This is a genomic window from Xanthomonas sp. F14 (assembly GCF_014199865.1).
Genome location: NZ_JACHOM010000002.1, coordinates 360,106 through 381,621, shown reverse-complemented (window position 1 = coordinate 381,621; position 21,516 = coordinate 360,106). Strand labels below are relative to the sequence as shown.

General features: G+C 67.4%; 17 protein-coding genes and 1 pseudogene. 5 read left to right on the top strand and 13 right to left on the bottom strand.

Features of this window, described 5'->3' with window-relative positions; translation table 11 throughout:
• Nucleotides 1–50: 50 nt before the first annotated feature.
• From ruvB to aspS, 9 genes are all read right to left on the bottom strand, one after another.
• Entirely contained in the window at nucleotides 51–1,091 is a 1,041-nt protein-coding gene (gene ruvB, locus GGR73_RS10090) for a Holliday junction branch migration DNA helicase RuvB (RefSeq protein WP_046346028.1), read from the bottom strand.
• A 39-nt stretch (nucleotides 1,092–1,130) separates the two neighbouring features.
• Nucleotides 1,131–2,249 (bottom strand): SMI1/KNR4 family protein, encoded by a 1,119-nt coding sequence (locus GGR73_RS10085; RefSeq protein ID WP_184456768.1) that lies wholly within the window; start codon nucleotides 2,247–2,249, stop codon nucleotides 1,131–1,133.
• A 2-nt stretch (nucleotides 2,250–2,251) separates the two neighbouring features.
• Nucleotides 2,252–4,159, bottom strand: coding sequence for a potassium transporter Kup (locus GGR73_RS10080; protein ID WP_026064726.1), 1,908 nt, complete (start codon nucleotides 4,157–4,159; stop codon nucleotides 2,252–2,254).
• Between the two features lie 52 nt (nucleotides 4,160–4,211).
• Entirely contained in the window at nucleotides 4,212–4,796 is a 585-nt protein-coding gene (ruvA, locus tag GGR73_RS10075) for a Holliday junction branch migration protein RuvA (protein WP_016904121.1), read from the bottom strand.
• A gap of 157 nt (nucleotides 4,797–4,953) precedes the next feature.
• Nucleotides 4,954–5,478: a crossover junction endodeoxyribonuclease RuvC gene (gene ruvC / locus GGR73_RS10070; protein WP_016904120.1), complete on the bottom strand. Its 525-nt coding sequence runs from the start codon at nucleotides 5,476–5,478 to the stop codon at nucleotides 4,954–4,956.
• Nucleotides 5,479–5,590: 112 nt separating this feature from the next.
• The gene (locus GGR73_RS10065; protein ID WP_024940614.1) at nucleotides 5,591–6,319 is read right to left on the bottom strand and encodes a YebC/PmpR family DNA-binding transcriptional regulator; all 729 of its coding nucleotides are present in this window, start codon (nucleotides 6,317–6,319) and stop codon (nucleotides 5,591–5,593) included.
• 75 nt (nucleotides 6,320–6,394) lie between these two features.
• Nucleotides 6,395–7,081 (bottom strand): alpha/beta hydrolase, encoded by a 687-nt coding sequence (locus GGR73_RS10060; RefSeq protein ID WP_184456767.1) that lies wholly within the window; start codon nucleotides 7,079–7,081, stop codon nucleotides 6,395–6,397.
• A gap of 226 nt (nucleotides 7,082–7,307) precedes the next feature.
• Complete coding sequence (locus GGR73_RS10055) at nucleotides 7,308–7,835, bottom strand: GNAT family N-acetyltransferase (protein ID WP_184456766.1); 528 nt, start codon at nucleotides 7,833–7,835, stop codon at nucleotides 7,308–7,310.
• 373 nt (nucleotides 7,836–8,208) lie between these two features.
• On the bottom strand, nucleotides 8,209–9,975 hold the full coding sequence (aspS, locus tag GGR73_RS10050) for an aspartate--tRNA ligase (RefSeq protein WP_039525940.1): 1,767 nt from the start codon (nucleotides 9,973–9,975) through the stop codon (nucleotides 8,209–8,211).
• Between the two features lie 156 nt (nucleotides 9,976–10,131).
• Here aspS and GGR73_RS10045 point away from each other — a divergent pair, with 156 nt between their 5' ends.
• Nucleotides 10,132–10,902 (top strand): DUF3011 domain-containing protein, encoded by a 771-nt coding sequence (locus GGR73_RS10045; RefSeq protein ID WP_184456765.1) that lies wholly within the window; start codon nucleotides 10,132–10,134, stop codon nucleotides 10,900–10,902.
• An 84-nt stretch (nucleotides 10,903–10,986) separates the two neighbouring features.
• Here the strand turns inward: GGR73_RS10045 and GGR73_RS10040 are convergent, their stop codons facing one another.
• Nucleotides 10,987–11,280: an FmdB family zinc ribbon protein gene (locus tag GGR73_RS10040; RefSeq protein WP_016904137.1), complete on the bottom strand. Its 294-nt coding sequence runs from the start codon at nucleotides 11,278–11,280 to the stop codon at nucleotides 10,987–10,989.
• A gap of 452 nt (nucleotides 11,281–11,732) precedes the next feature.
• Between GGR73_RS10040 and GGR73_RS10035 the strand changes: the two genes are divergently transcribed.
• The 3 genes from GGR73_RS10035 (at nucleotide 11,733) to GGR73_RS10025 (ending at nucleotide 18,565) form a co-directional block, all read left to right on the top strand.
• Entirely contained in the window at nucleotides 11,733–12,977 is a 1,245-nt protein-coding gene (locus GGR73_RS10035) for an MFS transporter (RefSeq protein ID WP_184456764.1), read from the top strand.
• 800 nt (nucleotides 12,978–13,777) lie between these two features.
• Nucleotides 13,778–16,189 (top strand): TonB-dependent receptor domain-containing protein, encoded by a 2,412-nt coding sequence (locus GGR73_RS10030; RefSeq protein ID WP_184456763.1) that lies wholly within the window; start codon nucleotides 13,778–13,780, stop codon nucleotides 16,187–16,189.
• Between the two features lie 225 nt (nucleotides 16,190–16,414).
• A complete protein-coding gene (locus GGR73_RS10025; RefSeq protein WP_184456762.1) occupies nucleotides 16,415–18,565 on the top strand; it encodes a phosphocholine-specific phospholipase C in 2,151 nt (716 codons plus the stop codon).
• A 69-nt stretch (nucleotides 18,566–18,634) separates the two neighbouring features.
• Here GGR73_RS10025 and GGR73_RS10020 read toward each other — a convergent pair.
• Nucleotides 18,635–18,980, bottom strand: a pseudogene (locus GGR73_RS10020) (alpha/beta hydrolase); the annotation flags it as partial.
• Nucleotides 18,981–19,089: 109 nt separating this feature from the next.
• A complete protein-coding gene (gene bla, locus GGR73_RS10015; protein ID WP_184456761.1) occupies nucleotides 19,090–19,983 on the bottom strand; it encodes a class A beta-lactamase in 894 nt (297 codons plus the stop codon).
• A gap of 100 nt (nucleotides 19,984–20,083) precedes the next feature.
• Between bla and ampR the strand changes: the two genes are divergently transcribed.
• Nucleotides 20,084–20,959, top strand: coding sequence for a LysR family transcriptional regulator AmpR (gene ampR / locus GGR73_RS10010; RefSeq protein ID WP_102251473.1), 876 nt, complete (start codon nucleotides 20,084–20,086; stop codon nucleotides 20,957–20,959).
• A gap of 18 nt (nucleotides 20,960–20,977) precedes the next feature.
• Here the strand turns inward: ampR and GGR73_RS10005 are convergent, their stop codons facing one another.
• Nucleotides 20,978–21,478, bottom strand: coding sequence for a YcxB family protein (locus GGR73_RS10005; protein WP_046343867.1), 501 nt, complete (start codon nucleotides 21,476–21,478; stop codon nucleotides 20,978–20,980).
• Between the last annotated feature and the right edge of the window lie 38 nt (nucleotides 21,479–21,516).

The window sequence follows — 21,516 nt, the reverse complement described above, 5'->3', positions numbered from 1 at the left end:
GCACGGATTGTTGGTCGAGACGGCCTGGGCGCGCGATGAACGGAGCATCATCAGAACAGCTCTCCCGGCTCGCCGAATCCTGGCGCGCGGTCCCGTGGCGGTTTCAGGCCCAGGTGCATGTAGGCCTTGTGGGTGGCCATGCGGCCGCGCGCGGTGCGGATCAAAAAGCCCTGCTGGATCAGGTAGGGCTCGATCACGTCTTCCAGCGTGCCGCGCTCTTCCGACAGCGAGGCGGCCAGCGACTCCACCCCAACCGGGCCGCCGTCGAAATGATCGACGATGGTGCGCAACATGCGGCGGTCGAGCTCGTCGAAGCCTTCCGGGTCGACCTTGAGCATCTGCATCGCCGCCTGCGCCACCGGCAGGTCGATATGCCCCGCCGCCTTGACCTGGGCAAAGTCGCGCACCCGCCGCAGCAGCCGGTTGGCGATACGCGGGGTGCCGCGCGCGCGGCGGGCGATCTCGGCCGCACCCTCGGGCGTGCAGTCGATGCCCAGGATCGCCGCGGAGCGGATCACGATGCGGGTCAGTTCCTGCGGCGAATAGAACTCCAGCCGCTGCACGATGCCGAAGCGGTCGCGCAGCGGCGCGGTCAGCAGGCCGGCACGGGTGGTGGCACCGATCAGGGTGAACGGCGGCAGATCGATCTTGATCGAGCGCGCGGCCGGGCCGTCGCCGATCATGATGTCGATCTGGAAATCTTCCATCGCCGGATACAGCACTTCCTCCACCACCGGCGAGAGGCGATGGATCTCGTCGATGAACAGCACATCGTGCGGCTGCAGGTTGGTCAGCAGCGCGGCCAGATCGCCGGCCTTCTCGATCACCGGGCCGGAGGTCGAGCGCAGGTTCACGCCCAGCTCGTTGGCGATGACATGACTGAGCGTGGTCTTGCCCAGACCGGGCGGCCCGAAGATCAGCACATGGTCCATCGCCTCGCCGCGCGCCTTGGCCGCTTCGATGTAGATCTCCATCTGCTCGCGCACCGGCTGCTGGCCCAGATAATCGGCAAGGCGCTTGGGGCGGATGCTCGCATCGGCGGCATCGTCTTCGCGGGTGGCACTGCTGGCGATGATGCGCTGTTCGGTCATCCCGCCATCTTCGCATGCCGCGTGCGGGCGGCGCAGCATCTAGCAATCAAGATCGGCCTGCCGCAGCACACTGAAGAACGCGTCGAAGCTGGGCGCGCGCCAGGTGGGGACCAGCCCCTCCCAGCGATCGAAATACACCACGTCCGGCTCGCACTGCGGGCCGCGCGCGCGATAGTCCAGGCACAACAGACAGTCAATGTTATGGCTTGACAGCACCAGCACCCGATCCAGGCCGGCGTGCAGGCAGGCCGCCGCGCTGAAGTCGTCGGGGTCTTCGAAGGCAGCGGCCAGATCCAGCAGGCTGCCGATCTTCGCCAGCGGCGACAGATACCGATCCACCAGCACGCATTCCCAATCCACGTAAAGATCGGAGGGAAAGCGGGTCCGCGGCACCCAGCACCAGCCGGTGTCGCCGCCGTCCTGGACACTGTAGAGCTGCTTGAACAACGCCGGCAGGCGCACGCCCAGGCGCGCTTCGGTGGCAGCCAACACAGAGGCGTCCGCAGCGGCCCCGCCGTCGTTCCAGTACCCGGCGCCGCTCCAGAACGTGGTCAACGCGGGCGGCTGCGGCTGCCAACGCACCACATCCCCATCGTGCTTGGCCTGCAAGGCGGGCGACCAGTAGTGGACATCGACCAACTGCGACAGCAGAGCGTCCACGTTGGCGAACTCCGCCAGCCTGCGATTATTGCCTGCGTCGACATAGACCACGGTGGGCTCAACATCGGATGCGGAGTAGTCCAGGCACAGCGCGCGGCTGGGCGTGCGGTCATCGGCGGCAATGACGATCAGGCGGCCGTCATCGCGACCGGCAGCCAGACCGGCAAATGCGTCATCGCGGTAGTCCTCGCGAGCGCGCACCTGTGCAAAGGAAAACAATTCTGCACTGCCAAGCAGGCGTGCACGCGGGATCAGCCATTCGGCCTTGAGCCAGTTGTCCGGTTCCTCAAGCGACTGGCCACGCGCCATCTGCACAGCGCCGCCGTCATAGCGTGCATACAGGCTGCGCAGCCACGCCGGCAGACGTATACCGAGCCGCGCCTGCGCCGCTGCGATGGCGGCCTCGCTCGCCGGCACGCGCCCGAGGTTGAGCGCTTCGTCCCAGAAGGTGGCCAGGCTCGGCGAACGACCGTAGATCATCCACTTGAGCGCTGCCATGCTCAGATCTCCACTTGCGCGCCCAGCTCGACCAGGCGGTTGCCGGGGATGCGGAAGAAGCCGGTGGCCGGGGCGGCGTTGCGATGCATCAGCGCGAACAGCTTGTCGCGCCAGATCGGCATGCCGCGGTTGGCGCTGGCCACGATGGTCTCGCGGCTGGCGAAGAAGGTGGTGTCCATCGGGTCGAAATGGATGCCGCCCTGGTCACAGGAACGCATCAGCGCCAGCGGCACGTCCGGCGTTTCCATGAAGCCGAAGCGCACATAGACGCGGTAGAACTCGTCGCCGATCGACTCGATTTGCAGGCGCTTGTCCGCCGGCGCGTACGGGATCGGCAAGGTGTCGACGTTGAGGAAGATGTTGCGCTCGTGCAGCACCTTGTTGTGCTTGAGGTTGTGCATCAGCGCATGCGGCACCACCATCGGGTCGGCGGTGAGGAACACCGCCATGCCCGGCACGCGCGCCGGCGGGGCCAGCATCAGGCCCGGCAGGAAGCTGTCGATGCGGATGCCGTCCTTGCGGATTTCCTCGCGTAGCAGCGCGCGGCCGCGGCGCCAGGTGCGCATCAGGGTGAACACCACGATGCCCAGCGCCAGCGGGAACCAGGCGCCCTGCAACAGCTTGGCGCCGTTGGCGATGACGAAGGCCAGCTCGATGAAGAAGAACACCACGCACAGCGGCAGCACCCAGTTGCGCCAGCGCGGCCACAACGAGCGCGCCACCAGCGCCAGCAGCAGGGTGTCGATCAGCATGGTCATCGACACCGAGATGCCGTAGGCCACCGCCAGATTGGTGGAACTGCGGAAGATCAGCACCAGCGCGATCACCATCACCATCAGCAGCCAGTTGATGCCGGGCACGTAGATCTGGCCGATGGTGGTGCGCGAGGTGTGCTTGATCAGCATGCGCGGGATGTAGCCCAGCTGCATCGCCTGGCGAGCCACCGAATAGGCGCCGGTGATGACCGCCTGCGACGCGATCACGGCCGCCAGCGTGGCCAGGATGATCATCGGATACAGCGCCCAGCCCGGCACCGCTTCGAAGAACGGGTTCTTCAGTGCGGAGGGGTGATTGAGCACCAGCGCGCCCTGCCCCAGGTAGTTGAGCAGCAGCATCGGCAACACGAAGAAATACCAGCCATGGCGGATCGGCTTGGCGCCGAAGTGGCCCATGTCCGCATACAGCGCTTCACCGCCGGTCACCGCCAGCACCACTGCGCCCAGGATGAACACCCCGTGCCAGCCGTGCTCCATGAAGAAGCGGATCGCCCACCAGGGGTTGAAGGCCTTCATCACTTCCGGCGCGTCGACGATGTTCCAGGCGCCGATCGCCCCCAGCGACAGGAACCACAGGCAGGTGATCGGGCCGAACACCTTGCCGACCTTTTCGGTGCCGAAGCGCTGCACCATGAACACCACCAGCAGCACGATCACGGTGATCGGCACGATGAAGGGATGCAGGCTGGGCGCGGCGATTTCCAGGCCTTCGACCGCGCCCATCACCGAGATGGCCGGGGTGATCACGCCATCGCCGAAGAACAGCGAGGCGCCGAAGATGCCGAGAATGCCGACCACGTAAGCCGAGCGCGACCCGCTGCGCAGGGTGCGCTGGGTCAGCGCCATCAAGGCCATGATGCCGCCCTCGCCCTCGTTGTCGGCGCGCATGATGATGGTGACGTACTTGAGCGTCACCGTGACCATCAGCGCCCAGAACGCCAGCGACAGCACGCCCAGCACGGTGTCGTGGTCGCTGGTCAGCCCGTAGTGCGGCGAGAACGCCTCCTTGAGGGTGTACAGCGGACTGGTACCGATATCGCCGAAGACGACGCCGATGGCGCCGATGACCAAGGCCATATGGCTATTGGCAGGCGCATGGCCGTGGCCAGCTGCGGAAGTGGGGGTCTGGGACATGAAGTGGGCAGGGTATCGCCAAGTGGCGTGAAGGAGAGGAGGACGGCGCGACCTAACGCAGCGCGGCCTGGAGGGCCTTGCGAATGACCGTGGCGACTTCGTCGCCTTCTGCCCCGGCCTCGCGTGCCATGCGTGCGGCCTCGGCCGGCTTGTAACCCAGTTGCTGCAAGGCCACCGTGGCTTCGGACACCGCATCCGGGCCAAGCTGGCCGGTGATCGGCGCGCCACTGCTGAAGTCGGCGGCGCGGTCGCGCAGCTCCACCACCATACGCTCGGCGGTCTTCTTGCCGATGCCGGGGATGCGGGTCAGCGCGGTGATGTCGCCGCTGGTGATCAGGCGGGCGAACTCGTCCACGCTGACCCCGGACAGCACCGCCAGCGCGATCTTGGCGCCGATGCCGGTGACCTTCTGCACGTCGCGGAACAGCCTGCGCTCGCCTTCGCGGAGGAATCCGTACAGCGACACGCTGTCTTCCTTCTGCGCGTAGTGGGTGAACAGGATCACGTCGCGGCCGACATCGGGCAGGTCGTAGAAGGTGCTCATCGGCGCCTCCAGCTCATACCCCACCCCACCGACATCGATCACCAGCCACGGCGGCTGCTTGTAGGCCAGCAGCCCGCGCAGGCGGCCGATCATTGGGCACCTCCAAGGAGATGCCGGGATTGGGCATTGGGGATTGGGGATTGGTTAGTTCCCTCGCGGCCGTTGACAACGGCCGCGTACAGCCCGATCAGCTCAGCGCGAACGAACCTGCCGTTGCCAATCCCCAATCCCGACTCCCGACTCCCGATTCTCATTTCTTGCGGCTCCAGGCCTGTTGGGTATTGACGCCCAGGCGCTGCGCGGTGGCGCGCACGTGGGCGTGAGTGATGGCGACCGCCAGTGCGTCGGCGGCGTCGGCCTGCAGCTTGCCTTTCAGGTTGAGCATGATGCCGACCATGTGCTGCACCTGCACCTTGTCCGCCCCGCCCTTGCCGACCAGCGCCAGCTTGATCTCGGTGGCAGCGTACTCGTGCACCGGCAGATCGCGCAGCACCACCGCGCAGATCGCCGCGCCGCGCGCGTGGCCGAGCTTGAGCGCGGAATCGGCGCTCTTGCCCATGAACACCTTTTCGATCGCCACTTCCTGCGGCCGGTAGGTCTCGATCACCTCGCCCAGCCCGTGCAGCAGGCGCTTGAGCCGCTGGGCGAAGTCGCCCTCGCCCAGCAGCACCAGCGGCGCATGATAGACATGCCGGCTGCGACCGCTCTCGTCGACGTCGATGATGCCGAGCCCGGTGCGCTGGGAGCCGGGATCGATGCCCAGGATGCGGGTCATCGAAACGCCGGGATTGGGGAGTCGGGATTCGGGATTGGTGACGCACCTGCCGTGCGGCGATCGCATTGCTGTTGCGAATCCCGAATAACGAATCCCGCCATCCCGGCCATCATCAGGCGCCAAGCGCCGCTTGATCGACGTTCGAATAGACGTCCTGGACATCGTCCAGGTCTTCGAGCATGTCGAGCAGCTTGCGGACCTGCACGGCGGTGTCGCCGTCCACGGCGATGTCATTTTCGGCGCGGAAGGTGATTTCGGCGTGCGCCGGCTCCAGGCCGGCGGCGGTCAGCGCCTGCTTGACCTGGGCGAAGGCGTCCGGGGCGGTCAGCACGTCGATGGCGCCGTCTTCCGGGTAGACCACCACATCGTCGGCGCCGGCTTCGATCGCCGCGTCGGTGAGGGTGTCTTCGTCGGTGCCGGCGGCAAAGCTCAGCACGCCCAGACGCTTGAACATGAAGGCCACCGAGCCGTCGGTGCCCATGTTGCCGCCGCACTTGCTGAAGGCATGGCGCACGTCGGCCACCGCGCGCACGCGGTTGTCGGTCAGGCAGTCCACGATCACCGCCACGCCGCCGGGGGCGTAGCCCTCGTAGCGCACTTCCTCGTACTCCACGCCTTCCAGCTCGCCGGTGGCTTTCTTGATGGCGCGCTCGATCACGTCCTTGGACATGTTCGCCGACAGACCCTTGTCCACCGCCACGCGCAGGCGCGGGTTGTTGGACGGATCGCCACCGCCGCCGCGCGCGGCGACGCTGATCTCGCGAATGATCTTGGTGAACATCTTGCCGCGCTTGGCGTCGGAGGCGTTCTTGCGGCCTTCGATGGAGGGGCCTCTACCCATGGGTGGTTCCAGACTGGCTTGGATGACAGGGCGCGGATTTTACCTGATTGCTCGCCCGCACCGGGGCGGCGGCGTTCAGTGGCGGAACCGGCCCTGGCGCAGGAAGCGCAGCACCTGCTGCGCCGCCTCGGGCGAGCGCAACAGGCCGCTGTGGCTGGCCTGCACCACGCAATGGTCGCGCAGCCCGGGCAGGCGGGTTTCGGCCAGCGCCACGGTGCCGTCCGAGCTGCCGTCCAGCGGCGCCAGCCATCGCCCCACCCCGCGCGCGACGGTGCCGGCGATCTGGCCGATCTCCGCCTCGCCCTCCCATTGCACGACACCGTGCTGCAGCAAGGCCGCGCTGCGCCCCAGCGCCCAGCGCCCGCCGCGGCGGGCCAGGCCGCGCGCGGCGGCGCTGCCGCACAACGGCGAGCCCAGACAGACCACGCGGCGCACCGGCAATTCGGGCGCGGCGCGCAGGGCCTGCAGCGCGACCAGCCCGCCCAGGCTGTGGCAGACCAGCAATTGCGCGCCGGTCGCCTGCAGGCGTTCGATCAGCCGTGGCACGGCGCGTTCGGGTCCGCCGAGCACGCTGGCGTAGCCGAACAGCGCCGGCGCCAGGCCCTCGGCACGCAGCCGGCGCGCGAGCGGCAACAGCCAGTGCGCGGTGTTCCAGATGCCGTGCACCAGCAGCACGTCGGCGGTCGCGGCGCTCGCCCGCTCACGCAGGATGCGTTGGGAGTGACCCGGGATGAACGAGAATGCGCCGGACACGGAGGTCATGACCGCGACTTGGCGCCGGCTTCAGGTGAGCGCGACGGCGTGCCGGATCTGCAGTGAGTCAGGTGCGCGCGAATCAACGCCACCCGCGCCGGGCCGGCAGACCGGCAACCGATGCCCGTGCCGGCCTGCAGGCGACCGAGGTAGGGATGGTGCCGGTGGCACTCAGCGTGGCCGGGCGCGGGCAACCGTGGTCGCACGCCGCGCCAGCCGGGCATCGGCGCGCCGTTCAATCGGCCGCAACGCGCGGGGTGCGGCGCAGGATGAATTCGCGGTCGAGGATCTTGCCGACCGGGAAATCGTATTCGCCGACCTTTTCGAACCCGTAGCGGGCGTAGAAGCGCTGCGCGCCGAAATTCTCCGACCACACGCCGATCCACAACGTGCGCGGGCCGTCGCGCTCCAGCCATTCCAGCGTGGTCTCGAACAGGCGGCTGCCCCAGCCGCTGTTCTGGTAGTCCTTCAACAGATACAGCCGCTTGAGCTCACCGTCGCCGGGACGCACGTCCTGGTGCGGCAGCCCGCAGGGGCCGGCGGCAGCGTGGCCGACCAGCAGGTTGTCCATCTCCAGCAGCCAGATCGCATAGTCCGGATGCGCCAGCACGATGCGCGCGCGCTCGACCGCATAGGTCTCCTGCAGGAAGCCGTGCAGATCCTCCTGCGGGTACAGATGCCCGAAGGTTTCGGTAAAGGTCTGCGCAGCCAGCAGCGACAAGGCTTCGGCATCGTCCGGTGTGGCGCGGCGGATGCGGGTCATGCGGGCGTCTCGTGCCGGGTGGACGTGGCAGCTTCGCGCATGCGGTGGTGGGGTCGCAAGCGGGGATTCGGGATTCGGGATTCGGGATTCGGGATTCGGGAATCGGGAATCGGGAATCGGGAATCGGAAGAGCATCCGCGATCCGATCCGCGTTTGCGGGCCGGCGCGGGTTTGGATTACGCGCAGTGCGTTGATAAGGGCGAGCGAGGGGCGCGGCCCTCTGCCGGGGCTCTGCGGCAGGCGCGGCCGCAGATGCGGGCATCGATCGTTGAGCGGGGGCGCGATGCGCCCGCGGCATCTCTGCACGCGACACGCTGCACGGCGCAGCGTGTCGGCTGCACGGCCACGCTGGGGTGGCCGTGTGGGTGGCAGGTCAGACCTGCTTGGGGCGTACCTGCACGTGCACTTCGGCCAGCTGATCGGCGGCGATCGGCGACGGGGCGTCGGTCATCAGGTCCTGTGCGCCGGTGGTCTTGGGGAACGGGATGACGTCGCGGATGGAGTCGGTGCCTGCCATCAGCGCCGCGATGCGGTCGATGCCGAAGGCGATGCCGCCGTGCGGCGGTGCGCCGTAGTTGAGCGCATCCAGCAGGAAGCCGAACTTGGCGCGCGCTTCCTCGGCGCCGATGCCGAGCAGTTCGAACACCGCGCTCTGCATGTCAGGGCGGTGGATACGGATCGAGCCGCCGCCGATTTCATTGCCGTTGAGCACCATGTCGTAGCCGCGCGACACCGCGGTGCGGGCATTGGCGCGCAGGTCGGCGATGTCGTCCACCGCCGGCGCGGTGAAGGGGTGATGCAGGGCGACGTAGCGCTGCGCCTCCTCGTCCCACTCGAACATCGGGAAATCGGTGACCCACAGCGGCGCCCAGCCATCGGCGATCAGGTTGAAATCCTTGCCGGCCTTCAAACGCAGCGCGCCCATGAAGTCGGACACCTTGTTGTAGCCGCCTGCACCGAAGAACACGATGTCGCCGTTGCCGGCCCCGACGTGCTTGAGCAGCGCAGCGAAGGCGTCTTCGCTAAAGAACTTGGCGATCGGCGAGCTGACTTCGCCACTCTCCGACAGTTTGACGTAGGCCAGGCCCTTGGCGCCGTACTTGGCAGCGTGGGCGGCGTATTCGTCGATCTGCTTGCGCGACAGCGTGGCGCCACCAGGGATGCGCAGCGCGGCCACGCGGCCGTCGGCATCGTTGGCGGCGGCGGTGAACACCGGGAACTCGCTGCTCTTGACCAGTTCGGCCACGTCGACCAGTTCCAGCGCGATGCGCAGGTCCGGCTTGTCCGAGCCATAGCGACGCATCGCCTCGGCCCAGGTCATGCGCGGGAACTGCGCGGCCAGTTCGACGTCCACCACTTCGGCGAAGATGGCGCGGATCATGTCTTCGACGAAATCCTGCACGTCGCGCTCGCGCACGAAGGCAAATTCCATGTCGAGCTGGGTGAATTCCAGCTGGCGGTCGGCGCGCAGCGCTTCGTCGCGGAAGCAACGCGCGATCTGGTAGTAGCGGTCGAAGCCGGCCACCATCAGGATCTGCTTGAACAGCTGCGGGCTCTGCGGCAAGGCGTAGAACTCGCCCGGATGCATGCGCGCCGGCACCAGAAAGTCGCGCGCGCCTTCCGGGGTGGCCTTGGTCAGGATCGGGGTTTCGATGTCCTGGAAATCGCGTGCGTCCAGGTGCCGGCGCAGCGCCTGCACCAGCTTGATGCGGGTGCGCTGCATGCGCTGCATTTCCGGACGGCGCAGGTCCAGATAGCGGTACTTCAGGCGCGTCTCCTCGCCCGGGTTCTCGTGCGCGTGGAACGGCAGCGGCGCGGCCTTGTTGAGGATGCTGATGCGGGTGGCGATCACTTCCACCTTGCCGGTGCGCAGCTTGTCGTTGACCGCGTGCCGCGCACGCACCACGCCTTCGACCTGCAGCACGTCCTCGTAGCCAAGGCTGGCGGCCACCTTGAACAGCTCGGCACTGGCGTCGTCGCCGGCCACCGGTTCGACCGTCACCTGCACGATGCCTTCGTGGTCGCGCAGGTCGATGAAGCACACCCCGCCCAGGTTGCGGGCCACGTCGGTCCAGCCGGCGAGAGTGACGGTTTGGCCGATCAGGGTCTCATCGACCAGGCCGCAGAAGTGGGTACGCATCGAAAGCTCCGCTGAAAACCCGACACAGGACAGCGCCGGAGAGCCGGATATTCTGGGGCCGGCGGGCGGCAGGAGCAAATCGGCGGGCGCTCATGGCCGCTTAAGTCAGGGCCCGGCTGAATAGGCGCCAGACCCTTCCGCACCAAGGACGCCACGATGCTGCGCACCGCCCTGCTGCTCTCCGGCTTCGGCCTGATCACCCTGACCGGCCTGCTGACCAGCGCGCCTGCCGCCGCGCAGGACCGCGGCTGGAACGGCCCCAGCATCACCTGCTCCAGCAACGACAACCGTCGCCGCGAGTGCGATACGCCGTTCCGCGGCCGCGCGGTGCTGGTCGAGAACATCTCCGGCACGCGCTGCATCGAAGGCCGCAATTGGGGCAGCGAGCGCGGCCGCGTCTGGGTCGACAACGGCTGCCGCGCGCGCTTTGTCGATGGCCGCAACGGCGGCGGCTGGGGCGGCACCGGTGGCCCCGGCGGCGGCGGGGTGGCCGGCACGGTGCGCTGCGAGAGCAACGACCAGCGCCAGAAGATCTGCGACACCGGCTGGCGCCGCGCCATGCTGGTGCGCCAGCTGTCCAATACGCCCTGCGTGGAAGGCCGCAACTGGCGCCAGGATGGGGGCCGGATCTGGGTGGACGACGGCTGCCGGGGCGAGTTTGCGCAGGCACGCGGCGGCGGCTGGGACCGGGGTGACGGCGGCTACGGTGGCCGCGACGACCGCCCGCGCAACGATTACGCCATCACCTGCGCCAGCGACGACCGCCGCCTGCGTACCTGCGGCTGGGATGGCCGCTATGGCCGCCCGGTGCTGACCCGCCAGCTGTCCGACACCCGTTGCGAAGAAGGCCGCAGCTGGGGGTACGACGAGCGCCGCGCGACGGTGTGGGTCAACGATGGTTGCCGGGCACGCTTCGAGGCGCGTTGAAGCAGCGAACAGGCGCGCCGCGGGCGGCTGGGCCCAGGGGTTGGGACGTCCGCCCTGCCAGCGGCTGCGGCGCGCTGGTCCGGCTCAGGCGGGGTCGGCCGCGGGCTTGGCAGCAGGCTTGCTCTCGGCGGCGGCCGCCGGCTTGGCATCGCCGCCGGCGCTGCTGCTTTCGGTGAGGTTTTTCTTCTTCTCGCCCGCCGACTTGAAGTCGGTCTCGTACCAACCGCTGCCGGACAGACGGAACGAGGGCGCGGTGATCTGGCGCTTGATCGTGGCCGCCGCGCAGGCCGGACAGGTCTGCGGATCGGGGTCGGCCATCTTCTGCAGGCGGTCGAAGGCGTGACCGCAGGTGGTGCACTGGAAACCGTAGATGGGCATGGCAGGATCAGCTGAAGACGATGCGGGGCGCAGATTCTAGACGGATGCGGGCGGGCAGGTGCAGTGGGCCGTCTGCGACCCTGCACGCGCGCGAACATCTTGCGGGCGAGAGACATCGATCGATGGTGGCTGGGTGGCGCTTGCGCGCCAGGTGCGCTCGCTCGACATCGCCGTTCCAATCGGCAGAAACACGAGGTCGGAGTGTCGCGCGCGTATCGAAGGTAGCAGCCTACGCATCGAGCAGTCATCAAATCGGCGTGATCTCGCGAACCGCGCAGAGAGATGAGGCGACCATCCCGCACGCCACAAACTCACGCTTTGCATCGGCCTGACCTCACACCGGCCGCTATCGAGAGCCACTGAGCCAGGTCGTTTCGATCAAGCCGCACAATCCGGGCTGCTACACTCGAACACGTGATCGACGCGCCTCTCCCCCCACGAGGACCGCATCCATGCTGCGGCTGACTGCCTTATTGCTGGGCGTTGCCCTGCTGCTGACCGGCAGCGGGCTGCTCGGCACCTTGCTTGCCGTGCGCGGCGGCCAGGCCGGTTTCGATGCGCGTGCGCTGGGCCTGATCATGTCCGGGTATTTCGCCGGCTTCTTTCTCGGCACCTTTTTCGCACCGCCGCTGATTCGGCGCATCGGGCATATCCGCGCATTCGCCTTTTACGCGGCGCTGGCGGCGATTGCCGTGTTGCTGCATCCGATCTGGTTGAACGCCTGGGGCTGGGGCCTGCTGCGCCTGGTCACCGGCGCGGCACTGGTCGGCCTGTACACGGTGATCGAAAGCTGGCTCAACGCCGAGCCGGACGCGCGTCGGCGCAGCCGGGTGTTCTCGGTGTACATGGCGATCAATCTGTCGGCGTTGGCACTGGGCCAGATCCTGCTCACTGTAGGCGATGCGGGCGCACCGGCGATGTTCACGCTGACGGCAATCCTGATCTGTGCGGCAGTGATGCCGGTGATGACCACGCGCCTGATTCCGCCCGAAGTGCCGCACGTCTCGCGGCTGCGCCTGAAAACGCTGTACGCGTTGGCGCCGGTGGCGACCATCGGCGCGGGACTGTCGGGCCTGGCGATGGGGGCGTTCTGGGGATTGTTGCCGGTGTACGCCAACCGCCTCGGGCTGGATGCCGATGGCGTGGCGATGTTCATGCTCACCGCCATCATCGGCGGCGCGGTGTTGCAGTGGCCGATCGGGCGCATCAGCGATGGCCATGACCGGCGCATCGGCCTGGTCACGATCAGCGTGCTGGCGGCCGGCATTGCGATCGCTGCCGCGGTGCCGATGGTGCAGGCACAGACCCACCTGCTGTTCGTGCTGTTCTTCGTGTACGGCGGGTTGGCGTTCTCGCTGTATCCGTTTGCGGTGGCGCACATGCTCGATTACCTGCCGCGCGAAGATCTGCTCTCCGGCTGCAGCAGCCTGCTGCTGGTGCATGGCGTGGGCGCAGCGATCGGTCCGGCCCTGGCCGGTGGCGCAATGCAGAAATTCGGACCAGCGGCACTGCCGGTGTATTTCGCGGTGATGCTGCTGGCGCTGTCCGGATTTACCCTGACACGCTTGCTGCGCTTCACGCGCCGCCGCACCCATCCGATCTCGTTCCGCCCGATGTTGCGCACCACGCCATCGGCGCTGGAGTTGATGCCGGAAACACAACAGGCCGAAGCACCGCCGCACGTCAAGGGCGGCTGACACACCTGTTTCACCGTCGTCAGTCGCTGCGCTGCTGATCAGGCGATCTGCAGCGTTGCTGCAGAGGCCCCTTTGCCCGCCCACCATTGCGAGGGGCGCCGCAAGGCGAAGCAGCTGGTGGACGACTTTTTGGATGGATCAGCTATGGAGCGGTCGATCTGCCGCTTGGCTGCAAGGCCCTTGCCCGCCCACCATCGCAGGACACGCCGCAAGTACGTCCTTGTAGGCTCTTACGCGGCATCCATGCCGCGTAAGGTCCCGCGACGGTGAGCGGACAAGGACCAGTCGAGATGGTCGGTGTGCATGGTTAAGAGCAGTGCGTGATGCGCGCTGCTCGATAGTGGCGTGCCGCTCGAAGCCCGACACACGTGCGACAAGCAGCTTTTCGCGCGGGCATCGACCAACTTCCTGGTGCGGTGTCCTTACCGGTTGCGGGAACCTTGGCGGCATGGATGCCGCCAAGGAGCCTCCATGGACGGATTCACGGCGTGTCTCGCAAGTGGTGAGGGCACTGCGCACTCGACTCAGCAGGCTTTTGACCTGAGCACTTGAGTGCATCTACAACAACGCGACGACTCGAAATCGCTTGTCTTGAAGTGGAGACAACGCTGCAACACGAAACTCCGGGTGTCTTGCAATAGCGCAGCCCAGAAACATCGAAAAAGCGCTGAATCGCCATCGTCCCGACGTTAGGACTTCCCAAGTCCATCTGGTGATCCCGTCCACACCTTTAGCGCGGTCATCATCACGCAATGCAAGCGCGGCAGTCTTTGCAGACCCTCCCCGCTTGTTGGATTGCAATGGATTCGACGTCCTCCTCGCGCGTGCGCCGTCCGGCCACGCTCGCCTTGTTGCTGGTTCCGCTCACCCTGCCCGCTTACGCGCAACAAGTCCCCGATGGCGCAGCGTCTGGCCCGGCTGCGGCCGAACCGGGCAGCGCTGGCGAACAGGTGTCCACGCTGGACCAGGTGCAGGTGGTCGGCCAGGCGATGACGTATTCCAAGACCAACGTCAGCAAGGAAATGCTGGACCGCCAGTTCGTGCTCGGCAGCGTCAACGATGCGCTCAACGAACTGCCCGGCGTGGTGGTCACCGAGGCCGATGCCTTCGGCTCGTCGGATTGGGGCACCCAGATCAGCATGCGCGGCTTTGTCAGCAATCGCGATACCCAGCAGATCGGCACCACCATCGATGGCGTGCCCAACGGCGGCTCGGCGTATGGCGGCGGCTCCAAGGCCAACCGTTTCATCGACATGCCGGACCTGGAAACGGTGGAAGTCAGCCAGGGCACCGCCGACATCGCCTCGCGCTCCAACGAAGCGCTGGGCGGCACCTTGAACTATCTCACCGGCGAGCCGCTGGAAGAGCAGCGCGTGCGCGTGATCGGCGGCATCGGCGACAACCAGGCGCGCAAGTATTACGCGCGCTACGACACCGGCCTGCTCGGGGGCAGCACACGCGCCTGGGTCAGCGGCTCGTCGGCACGCAACGACGACTGGATCGACGGCAGCGGCCACACCAGCCGCGATCATCTGGCCGGCAAGTTCGTCAGCATCCTGGACAAGTGGACCCTCAGCGGCTACGCCTCCTACGACGATGCCGACGAATCCGAATACACCAGCGTGACGCCCGAGCAGTTCGCGCGCGACCCCGAGCACGATCTGTTGACCGGCACGCTCACCGGCATTCCGTACCTGGACCAGAACTACCGCTCCGGCTCGCGTGCGCTGCGCAAGAACACCTTTGGCTACCTGCGTGGCGCCTTCGATGGCGGCAACGGCTTCAAGACCACGCTGACCGGCTATGCGCATCGCATGCAGGGCCGCGGCGACTGGATTCCGCCGTATCTGGTGGATGTCACCAACGATGGCTCCGGCGCGCCGGAATCCGAAGCCCGCGGCGGCAACACCGTGTACGCCGGCAGCGACCTGGGCAAGCTGTATTACCTCACGCCCGGCGGCGCGGCCGCGACCATGCTGGCCGGCTGCGCCGGCAGCGATGCGGTGCCGGCCGAATCCAACCCGGCCTGCTATCCGGCCGGCTCGGTGCCGGTGCAGTCGTATCGGCACAGCCACTACGACAACCACCGCGCCGGTGCGATGGCCGACGTGGAATGGCGCGCCGATCTCGGCGCCATCGACAACACCGTGCGCGCCGGCGCCTGGCTGGAGCGCTACGACCGCAGTGTCACCCGCGACTGGCATCGCCTGCTCAACGTCGGCACCAACATCAGCTTCGATCATCAGCCGTACTGGGTGCAGTTCAAGGACAACTACCAGACCGACGAGCAGATGTATTACGTCGAGGACGTGATGCGCTACGGCGCCTTCGCCTGGCGCGTGGGCGTCAAGCAGTTCTTCGTCGACCAGACCCGCGACCGCCGCATCGGCGATGCGCAGCATGTGGAATCGGATTCGCATTCGGACCCGCTGCTGTCGGCCGGCCTGACCTGGACCACACCGGTGCAGGGCCTGGAAGCCTTTGCCGGCTACTCGCAGAACTTCGCTGCGATTCCCTCCGGCGTGCTCGGCGAGACCGACCCGGTCGCACTGAGCCGCGTGCAACCGGAAACCGCCGACAACGTCGAACTCGGCCTGCGCCTCAGCCGCTGGCCGTTGACCGGCAGCGTGACCCTGTACGACATCCGCTTCGACAACCGCATCGTCTATGTGCCGGCCAACTTCGTCACCGGCATCGATTACCTGGGCGAAACCGACGGCGTGTACGAGAACTTCGGCGGCGTGCATGCGCGCGGCGTGGAAGCGGCACTGGGCTATGGCTGGGACAACGGCTGGCGCATCAACGGTGCCTACACCTACAACAAGGCCGATTACCTGGGCAGCGGCGACGCCGCACGCGATACCGCGCTGGAGATCACCCCGGGCGCGCAGGTGATCGGCCAACCGCGCAACACCCTGGTGATGTCGGCGGACTGGCGCGGCCAGGCGTGGCGCTTCGGTGTGTCCGGGCGCTATCTGGGCAAGCGCTACCTGGATGCCTCCAACCGCGCCGCACTCGATGGCGTGACCACCTTCGATGCCAACCTCGGGGTGGAGCTGTCGCAGCTGTCGTCGCAGCTCAAGGGCCTGCAGCTGGCGCTCAACGTCAGCAACCTCACCGACAAACGCTACCTGGAAGGCGTGGACGGCAGCGACAGCGCCTTTATCGCCGCGCCACGCACGGTCGGGCTGACGTTGACGCTGGATCTCTAACGTCGGCGGCGCATTGCCGATCTGCGCGAGATGGGCCTGCAACGTGCGCGAGCGGATCGGGTTGAAGACACGCCGCCCGATCCGCTCCCTGCATCGCCTGCCACGCAGGTGCAAACGGAGAGGATCGGCGGTGTTGCAAGCGCAAGACAATAAACCCGCTGACGCGTCGGTTACGCTCAGCCCGCTCCAGCGCAGACAGGATGGGAACGCCAACCAGGTGACACGATGATCGACCTTCCCCGCCGCCGCGTTCTGCAGACCGGGCTTGCCAGTGCCGCCGCCGCGCTGCTGCCGCCCAGCATCGCGCGGGCCGCCGCCATCGCGCCGGACCGCCGCACCGGCACGCTGGAGGATCTGCAGCATGTGGTGATCCTGATGCAGGAAAACCGCGCCTTCGATCATTACTTCGGCAGCCTGCCCGGCGTGCGCGGGTTCGGCGATCGTTTTCCGATTCCCGCACCGCCGCTACCGGGCGCGCCCGCGCGCACGGTGTGGCTGCAGCCCAGCGAGGACGGCCTCCAATGGCTGACGCCGTTTGCGCTGGATACGGCAGCGCAATTCGGCTTCATGCGCGTGCAAGGCACGCCGCATAGTTGGGTGGATGCGCAACACGCCTGGGATCACGGCCGGCTCGGCCACTGGGCCGCCGCCAAGCACAACCATGCGCTGGGCTATTACCGGCGCGCGGATATTCCGTTCCAGTACGCGCTCGCCGACGCCTTCACCATCTGCGATGCGTACCACGCCTCAATCCAGACCGGCACCAATTCCAATCGCGTGTTCCTGTGGAGCGGCGGCAACGACCCGCAGGCGCGTGCCGGTGGCCCGGTGATCGGCAACTCGCACGACAACTTTGCGGAGCTGGGCGGTTTCCCCGACTCCTACCGCTGGACGACCTACGTCGAGCAGCTACAGAACGCCGGCGTGTCCTGGCAGATCTATCAGGACATGCGCGACAACTTCACCGACAACCCGCTGGCGGGCTTCGCGCCATTCCGGCAGGCCTTCACTGCCGCGCCCGGGCACGATGCGCAACTGCGCGCGCGTGGCGTGAGCACGCGCGGTGTCGAGCAGCTGCGCGCCGATGTGCTGGGCGGGCAACTGCCATCGGTGAGTTTCATCATTGCCGATGCGGCCAGCAGCGAACATCCTGATCCCTCCAGTCCAGCGCAAGGCGCGGCCTACACCGCACGCGTGCTGGATGCGCTCACCGCCGATCCGCAGGTATGGAGCCGCACCGCATTGCTGTTGATGTTCGACGAGAACGACGGCTTCTTCGATCACATGCCGCCGCCGGCGCCGCCGTCGCCGGACCCACGCGCGGCCGGCGGCTTTGCGGGCGCATCCAGCATTGCCACCGACGACGATTACCACCGCCACCCGGCACCGGGCGAACAGAAAGTGGATCTGCCCGAGCTGCGCGGCCGCCCCTATGGCCTGGGCCCGCGTGTGCCGCTGTACGTGATCTCGCCGTGGAGCCGCGGCGGCTGGGTGGATTCGCAGGTGTACGACCACACGTCGGTATTGCGGCTGCTGGAACGCCGCTTCGGCGTGCCCGCACCGGAGATCACGCCGTGGCGGCGCGCGGTCTGTGGCGACCTGGTCAATGCGTTCGACTTCCGCAAGGCCGATGCGCGCCCGTTCGCCGCGACGCTGCCCGATGTCAGCGCGACCGCAGCGCGCGCAGCAGCCCTGCGCGAACACGCACTGCCACCCTTGCCTGCCGCGTTGCAACCGCCGCAGCAGCCCTTCGGTACACGCCGTTCGCGGGCGCTGCCGTATCGCCCAGGCGTGGAACTGGTCCCGTTGCCCGAGCGTGGCCAGGTGAAGCTGCGCATGTCCAACGCGGGTGCTGCGGTGGTCCTGCATGTCTACGACCGCTTCGATCTTGCGGCGATTCCGCGCCGTTACACCGTAGGGAGCGGCGCAGCAGTGGACGCCACGTGGACCACCGCCGATGGCCGTTACGATCTGTGGTTGCTCGGCCCCAACGGATTCCATCGTCACTACCGTGGCGATCTGAGCGCACCGTTGCTGGTGACCGAGATCACACAGGATGCAAACGATCCTACAGCCGTGTCGTTATCGCTGCGCAATGCCGGCAGCACTGCCGTGCAGGTGGAGCTGCAACCGGCCGCATATTCAGCCGCGCAGCCGCACGAACGCCTGAGCGTTGCACCCGGCACCACCGAGCAGCGCCGTTGGAAAGCGGCGGCAACTGGCGGCTGGTACGACCTGTGGGTGCACCACGCCGGCGCAGCCCAGCGTCTGGCCGGACGTATCGAAACCGGTGCAGACAGCGTCAGTGATCCAGCCATGGGCGGGCCGGCGCGGCTGCAGCAAGATCTGCCTTTGCCGATCGGCGCACCCGGCTGAACCTTGCAGCCGGGCATGCGGTGAGCGCGCATGTGGCTGGCTGGCCCGCTTTGCTGCGCACGGTCGCGCTCAGTGCGCGTCGGCCGCATCCAGCATGCCGATCGTCCCCAACCAGGTTTCCACCAGATGCGGCCATTGCGCGATCGGCAGTGCAACTGCGCGTAGACCGAACGCATGCCAACCTTCGGCATAGAGACGCCTTTCTGCCGGTACGCCGGCTTGCTTGAGCGCCATGTAGTAGGCCAGCGATTGACTCACGCCATTCACCGCATCAGTCCTCGGCCTACGGCAAGAAGGTTGGCGGCGTCCGTGCAGTGACGGTGCTGTCTGGCCGCAGCGACAGATGGGTAGGATCGCGTGTGGCGCGGTCGTCGTGCTCGTGCGCCCACAGATGGCCCGGATAGACGGCGATGGCAATGACACCCCCTGATGCGCACGGTCGTACCTCGAACAGCTGGCAGGAAACCGCAAGCAGCTTGCGGACTCACACGCGACATAACGCGGGAGGCAGCGGGTCGTTGCGCTCACCCCACCATGCTGTCGCGCACCGCGGCCGCCACTGCCTTCAACGCCGCGTCGCGCGCATCGCTGTCGACGCTGGCGCCATTCAAGTACGCGGTGAGCAGCAATGGCGCCTTGCCTGCCGGTGGCCAGATGATGGCGATGTCGTTGCGGGTGTCGCTGCCGTTGCTGCCGGTCTTGTCGCCGATCTTCCAGCCGCGCGGCAGGCCGGCGCGCAGGCAGGTATCGCCGGTGCGGTTGTCGATCATCCAGTCGGTCAGCTGCTTGCGCGAGGCCGGTTGCAGCGCGTTGCCGAGCAGCAGGGTGCGCAAGGTGGCGGCCATTGCCGCCGGCGTGGTGGTGTCGCGCGGGTCGCCCGGGGCAAACCGGTTCATCTCCGGCTCGCGGCGGTCGCTGCGGGTGTGCGCATCGCCGATGCCGCGCAGGAACGCGGTCAGGCCGGCCGGGTTGCCGACCAGCGGAAACAGCAGGTTGGCGGCCGGGTTGTCGCTGTAGATCATCGTGGCCCGGCAGAGCTCGGCCACGCTCAGCGCCCCGCCGACATGGCGCTCGGTGACCGGGGCATGCTCGAGCATGTCGGAGGCACGGATCTTGACCCGTTGCACCAGCGTCAGCTTGCCCTGGTCCACCCGCTGCAAGACTGCCGCAGCCAATACAAATTTGAAGGTGCTGCACATCGGAAAGCGCTCGTCCTCGCGCTGGCCGAGGCGCTTGCCGGTGGCGCTGTCGAGCAGGCTGATGCCCAGGTGGCCGCCGGTGCGGCGTTCGATCTCCGCCCACTGTGCCCGCAGCACATCGTCCAGCGTCATCGCCGGCGTGAGTGCCCATGCAGGTCTGGAGGCAGCAAGCAGCACGCCCGCGCCGGTTGCGTACAAGAATTGTCGACGGTTCAACATGCAGCAGCCTCCCGGTGAGAGCCCGCAGTATCGGCGCATGCCGGCCACCGGACTATTGCGATGTTTCGATCCCTGGCATGAATTGAACTAATCTCTGTGCATGCCCCGGCCCCGTCTTCCGCTCAATGCCCTGCGCGCCTTCGAGGCCGCCGCGCGCCACCAGAACCTGACCCGCGCCGCGAGCGAGCTGTGCGTCAGCCAGGCCGCGCTCAGCCACCAGATCAAGGCGCTGGAACAGCAACTGGGCAGCAGCCTGTTCCACCGCCTGCCACGCGGCGTGGCGCTCACCGACGAGGGCGCGGCGCTGGCACCGGTGCTCGGCGAGGCCTTCGACCGCATCGCGGCGACCCTGGAGCGCTTTGCCGACGGGCGCTATCGCGAGGTGCTCAGCGTCGGCGTGGTCGGCACCTTCGCCACCGGCTGGCTGCTGCCGCGATTGCCAGCGTTTCATGCCGCGCATCCGGATATCGAATTGCGCCTTTCCACCCACAACAACCGGGTCGATCTGGCTGGCGAAGGGCTGGATCTGGCGATCCGTTTTGGCGACGGCGACTGGCAGGGCCAGATCGCCCATGCGCTGATGGAGGCGCCGTTTGCGCCGGTGTGCGCGCCCAGCATGGCGCGGGGCCTGCGCACACCGGCCGATCTGGCCCAGCTGCCGTTATTGCGCTCGTACCGTCTGGACGAATGGCCGCAGTGGTTTCGCGCGGCGGGCGTGGCCGAAGTCGCCGCACGCGGGGCGATGTTCGATTCGTCGTTGACGCTGGCCAGCGCGGCGGCCGCCGGTGCCGGCGTGGCATTGTTGCCGTTGCCGATGTTTCGCCAGGATCTGGATGCCGGGCGCCTGGTCTGCCCGTTCCCGATCCAGATCGACGCCGGACGCTATTGGCTCACCCGGCTGCGCTCGCGCCCGGAAGGCGATGCCGATGCACGATTGCGCGACTGGCTGACAACGGAGCAACAGCGCTCCGGTTGAGCGAGCCCGCCGCTGCGCTCAGCGGCGCGCGGATGCCGCGATCCCCTGCACCGCCACGCGGCGAAACGCCTCGTAGTGCGCCCTGTCGGCGAACCAGTGCGGGGCGAACAGCTCGAACAAGCGGTCGTTGTGATACAGCAGCAGCACCCGCTCGTTCTCGCGGTAGCGGATGTAATCGGACCAGGGCCGGCGCAGTCGCCCGTCTGCCCAGGTGATCTCCAGCCCGGTCTCGTCCCACGCAAAGGTGTAGGTATGCCGCAGCGCGGCCTGCTGCGCGTGCAGGCGTTTGATCTTCCGCGGCAAGCCCCAGACGTGCAACACCACCAGGCCGATCAAGCCGCCGCCTCCGGCACCGATCAGCATCGGGCCGATGATTTCGCCGGCCCCGATCAGTTGCAGCAACCCCGCCCCGATCAACAGCAGGACCACCAGGATCACGATCAACAGCTTGGCCGTCTGTCGCGCATGCAGGCGCTGCGCGGCCAGATGGTCTTCCAGACTGATGGTGGCGCTGATCATGTTGCCTACCTCCCTGTGCTTGGCCCCACGCGCATCGT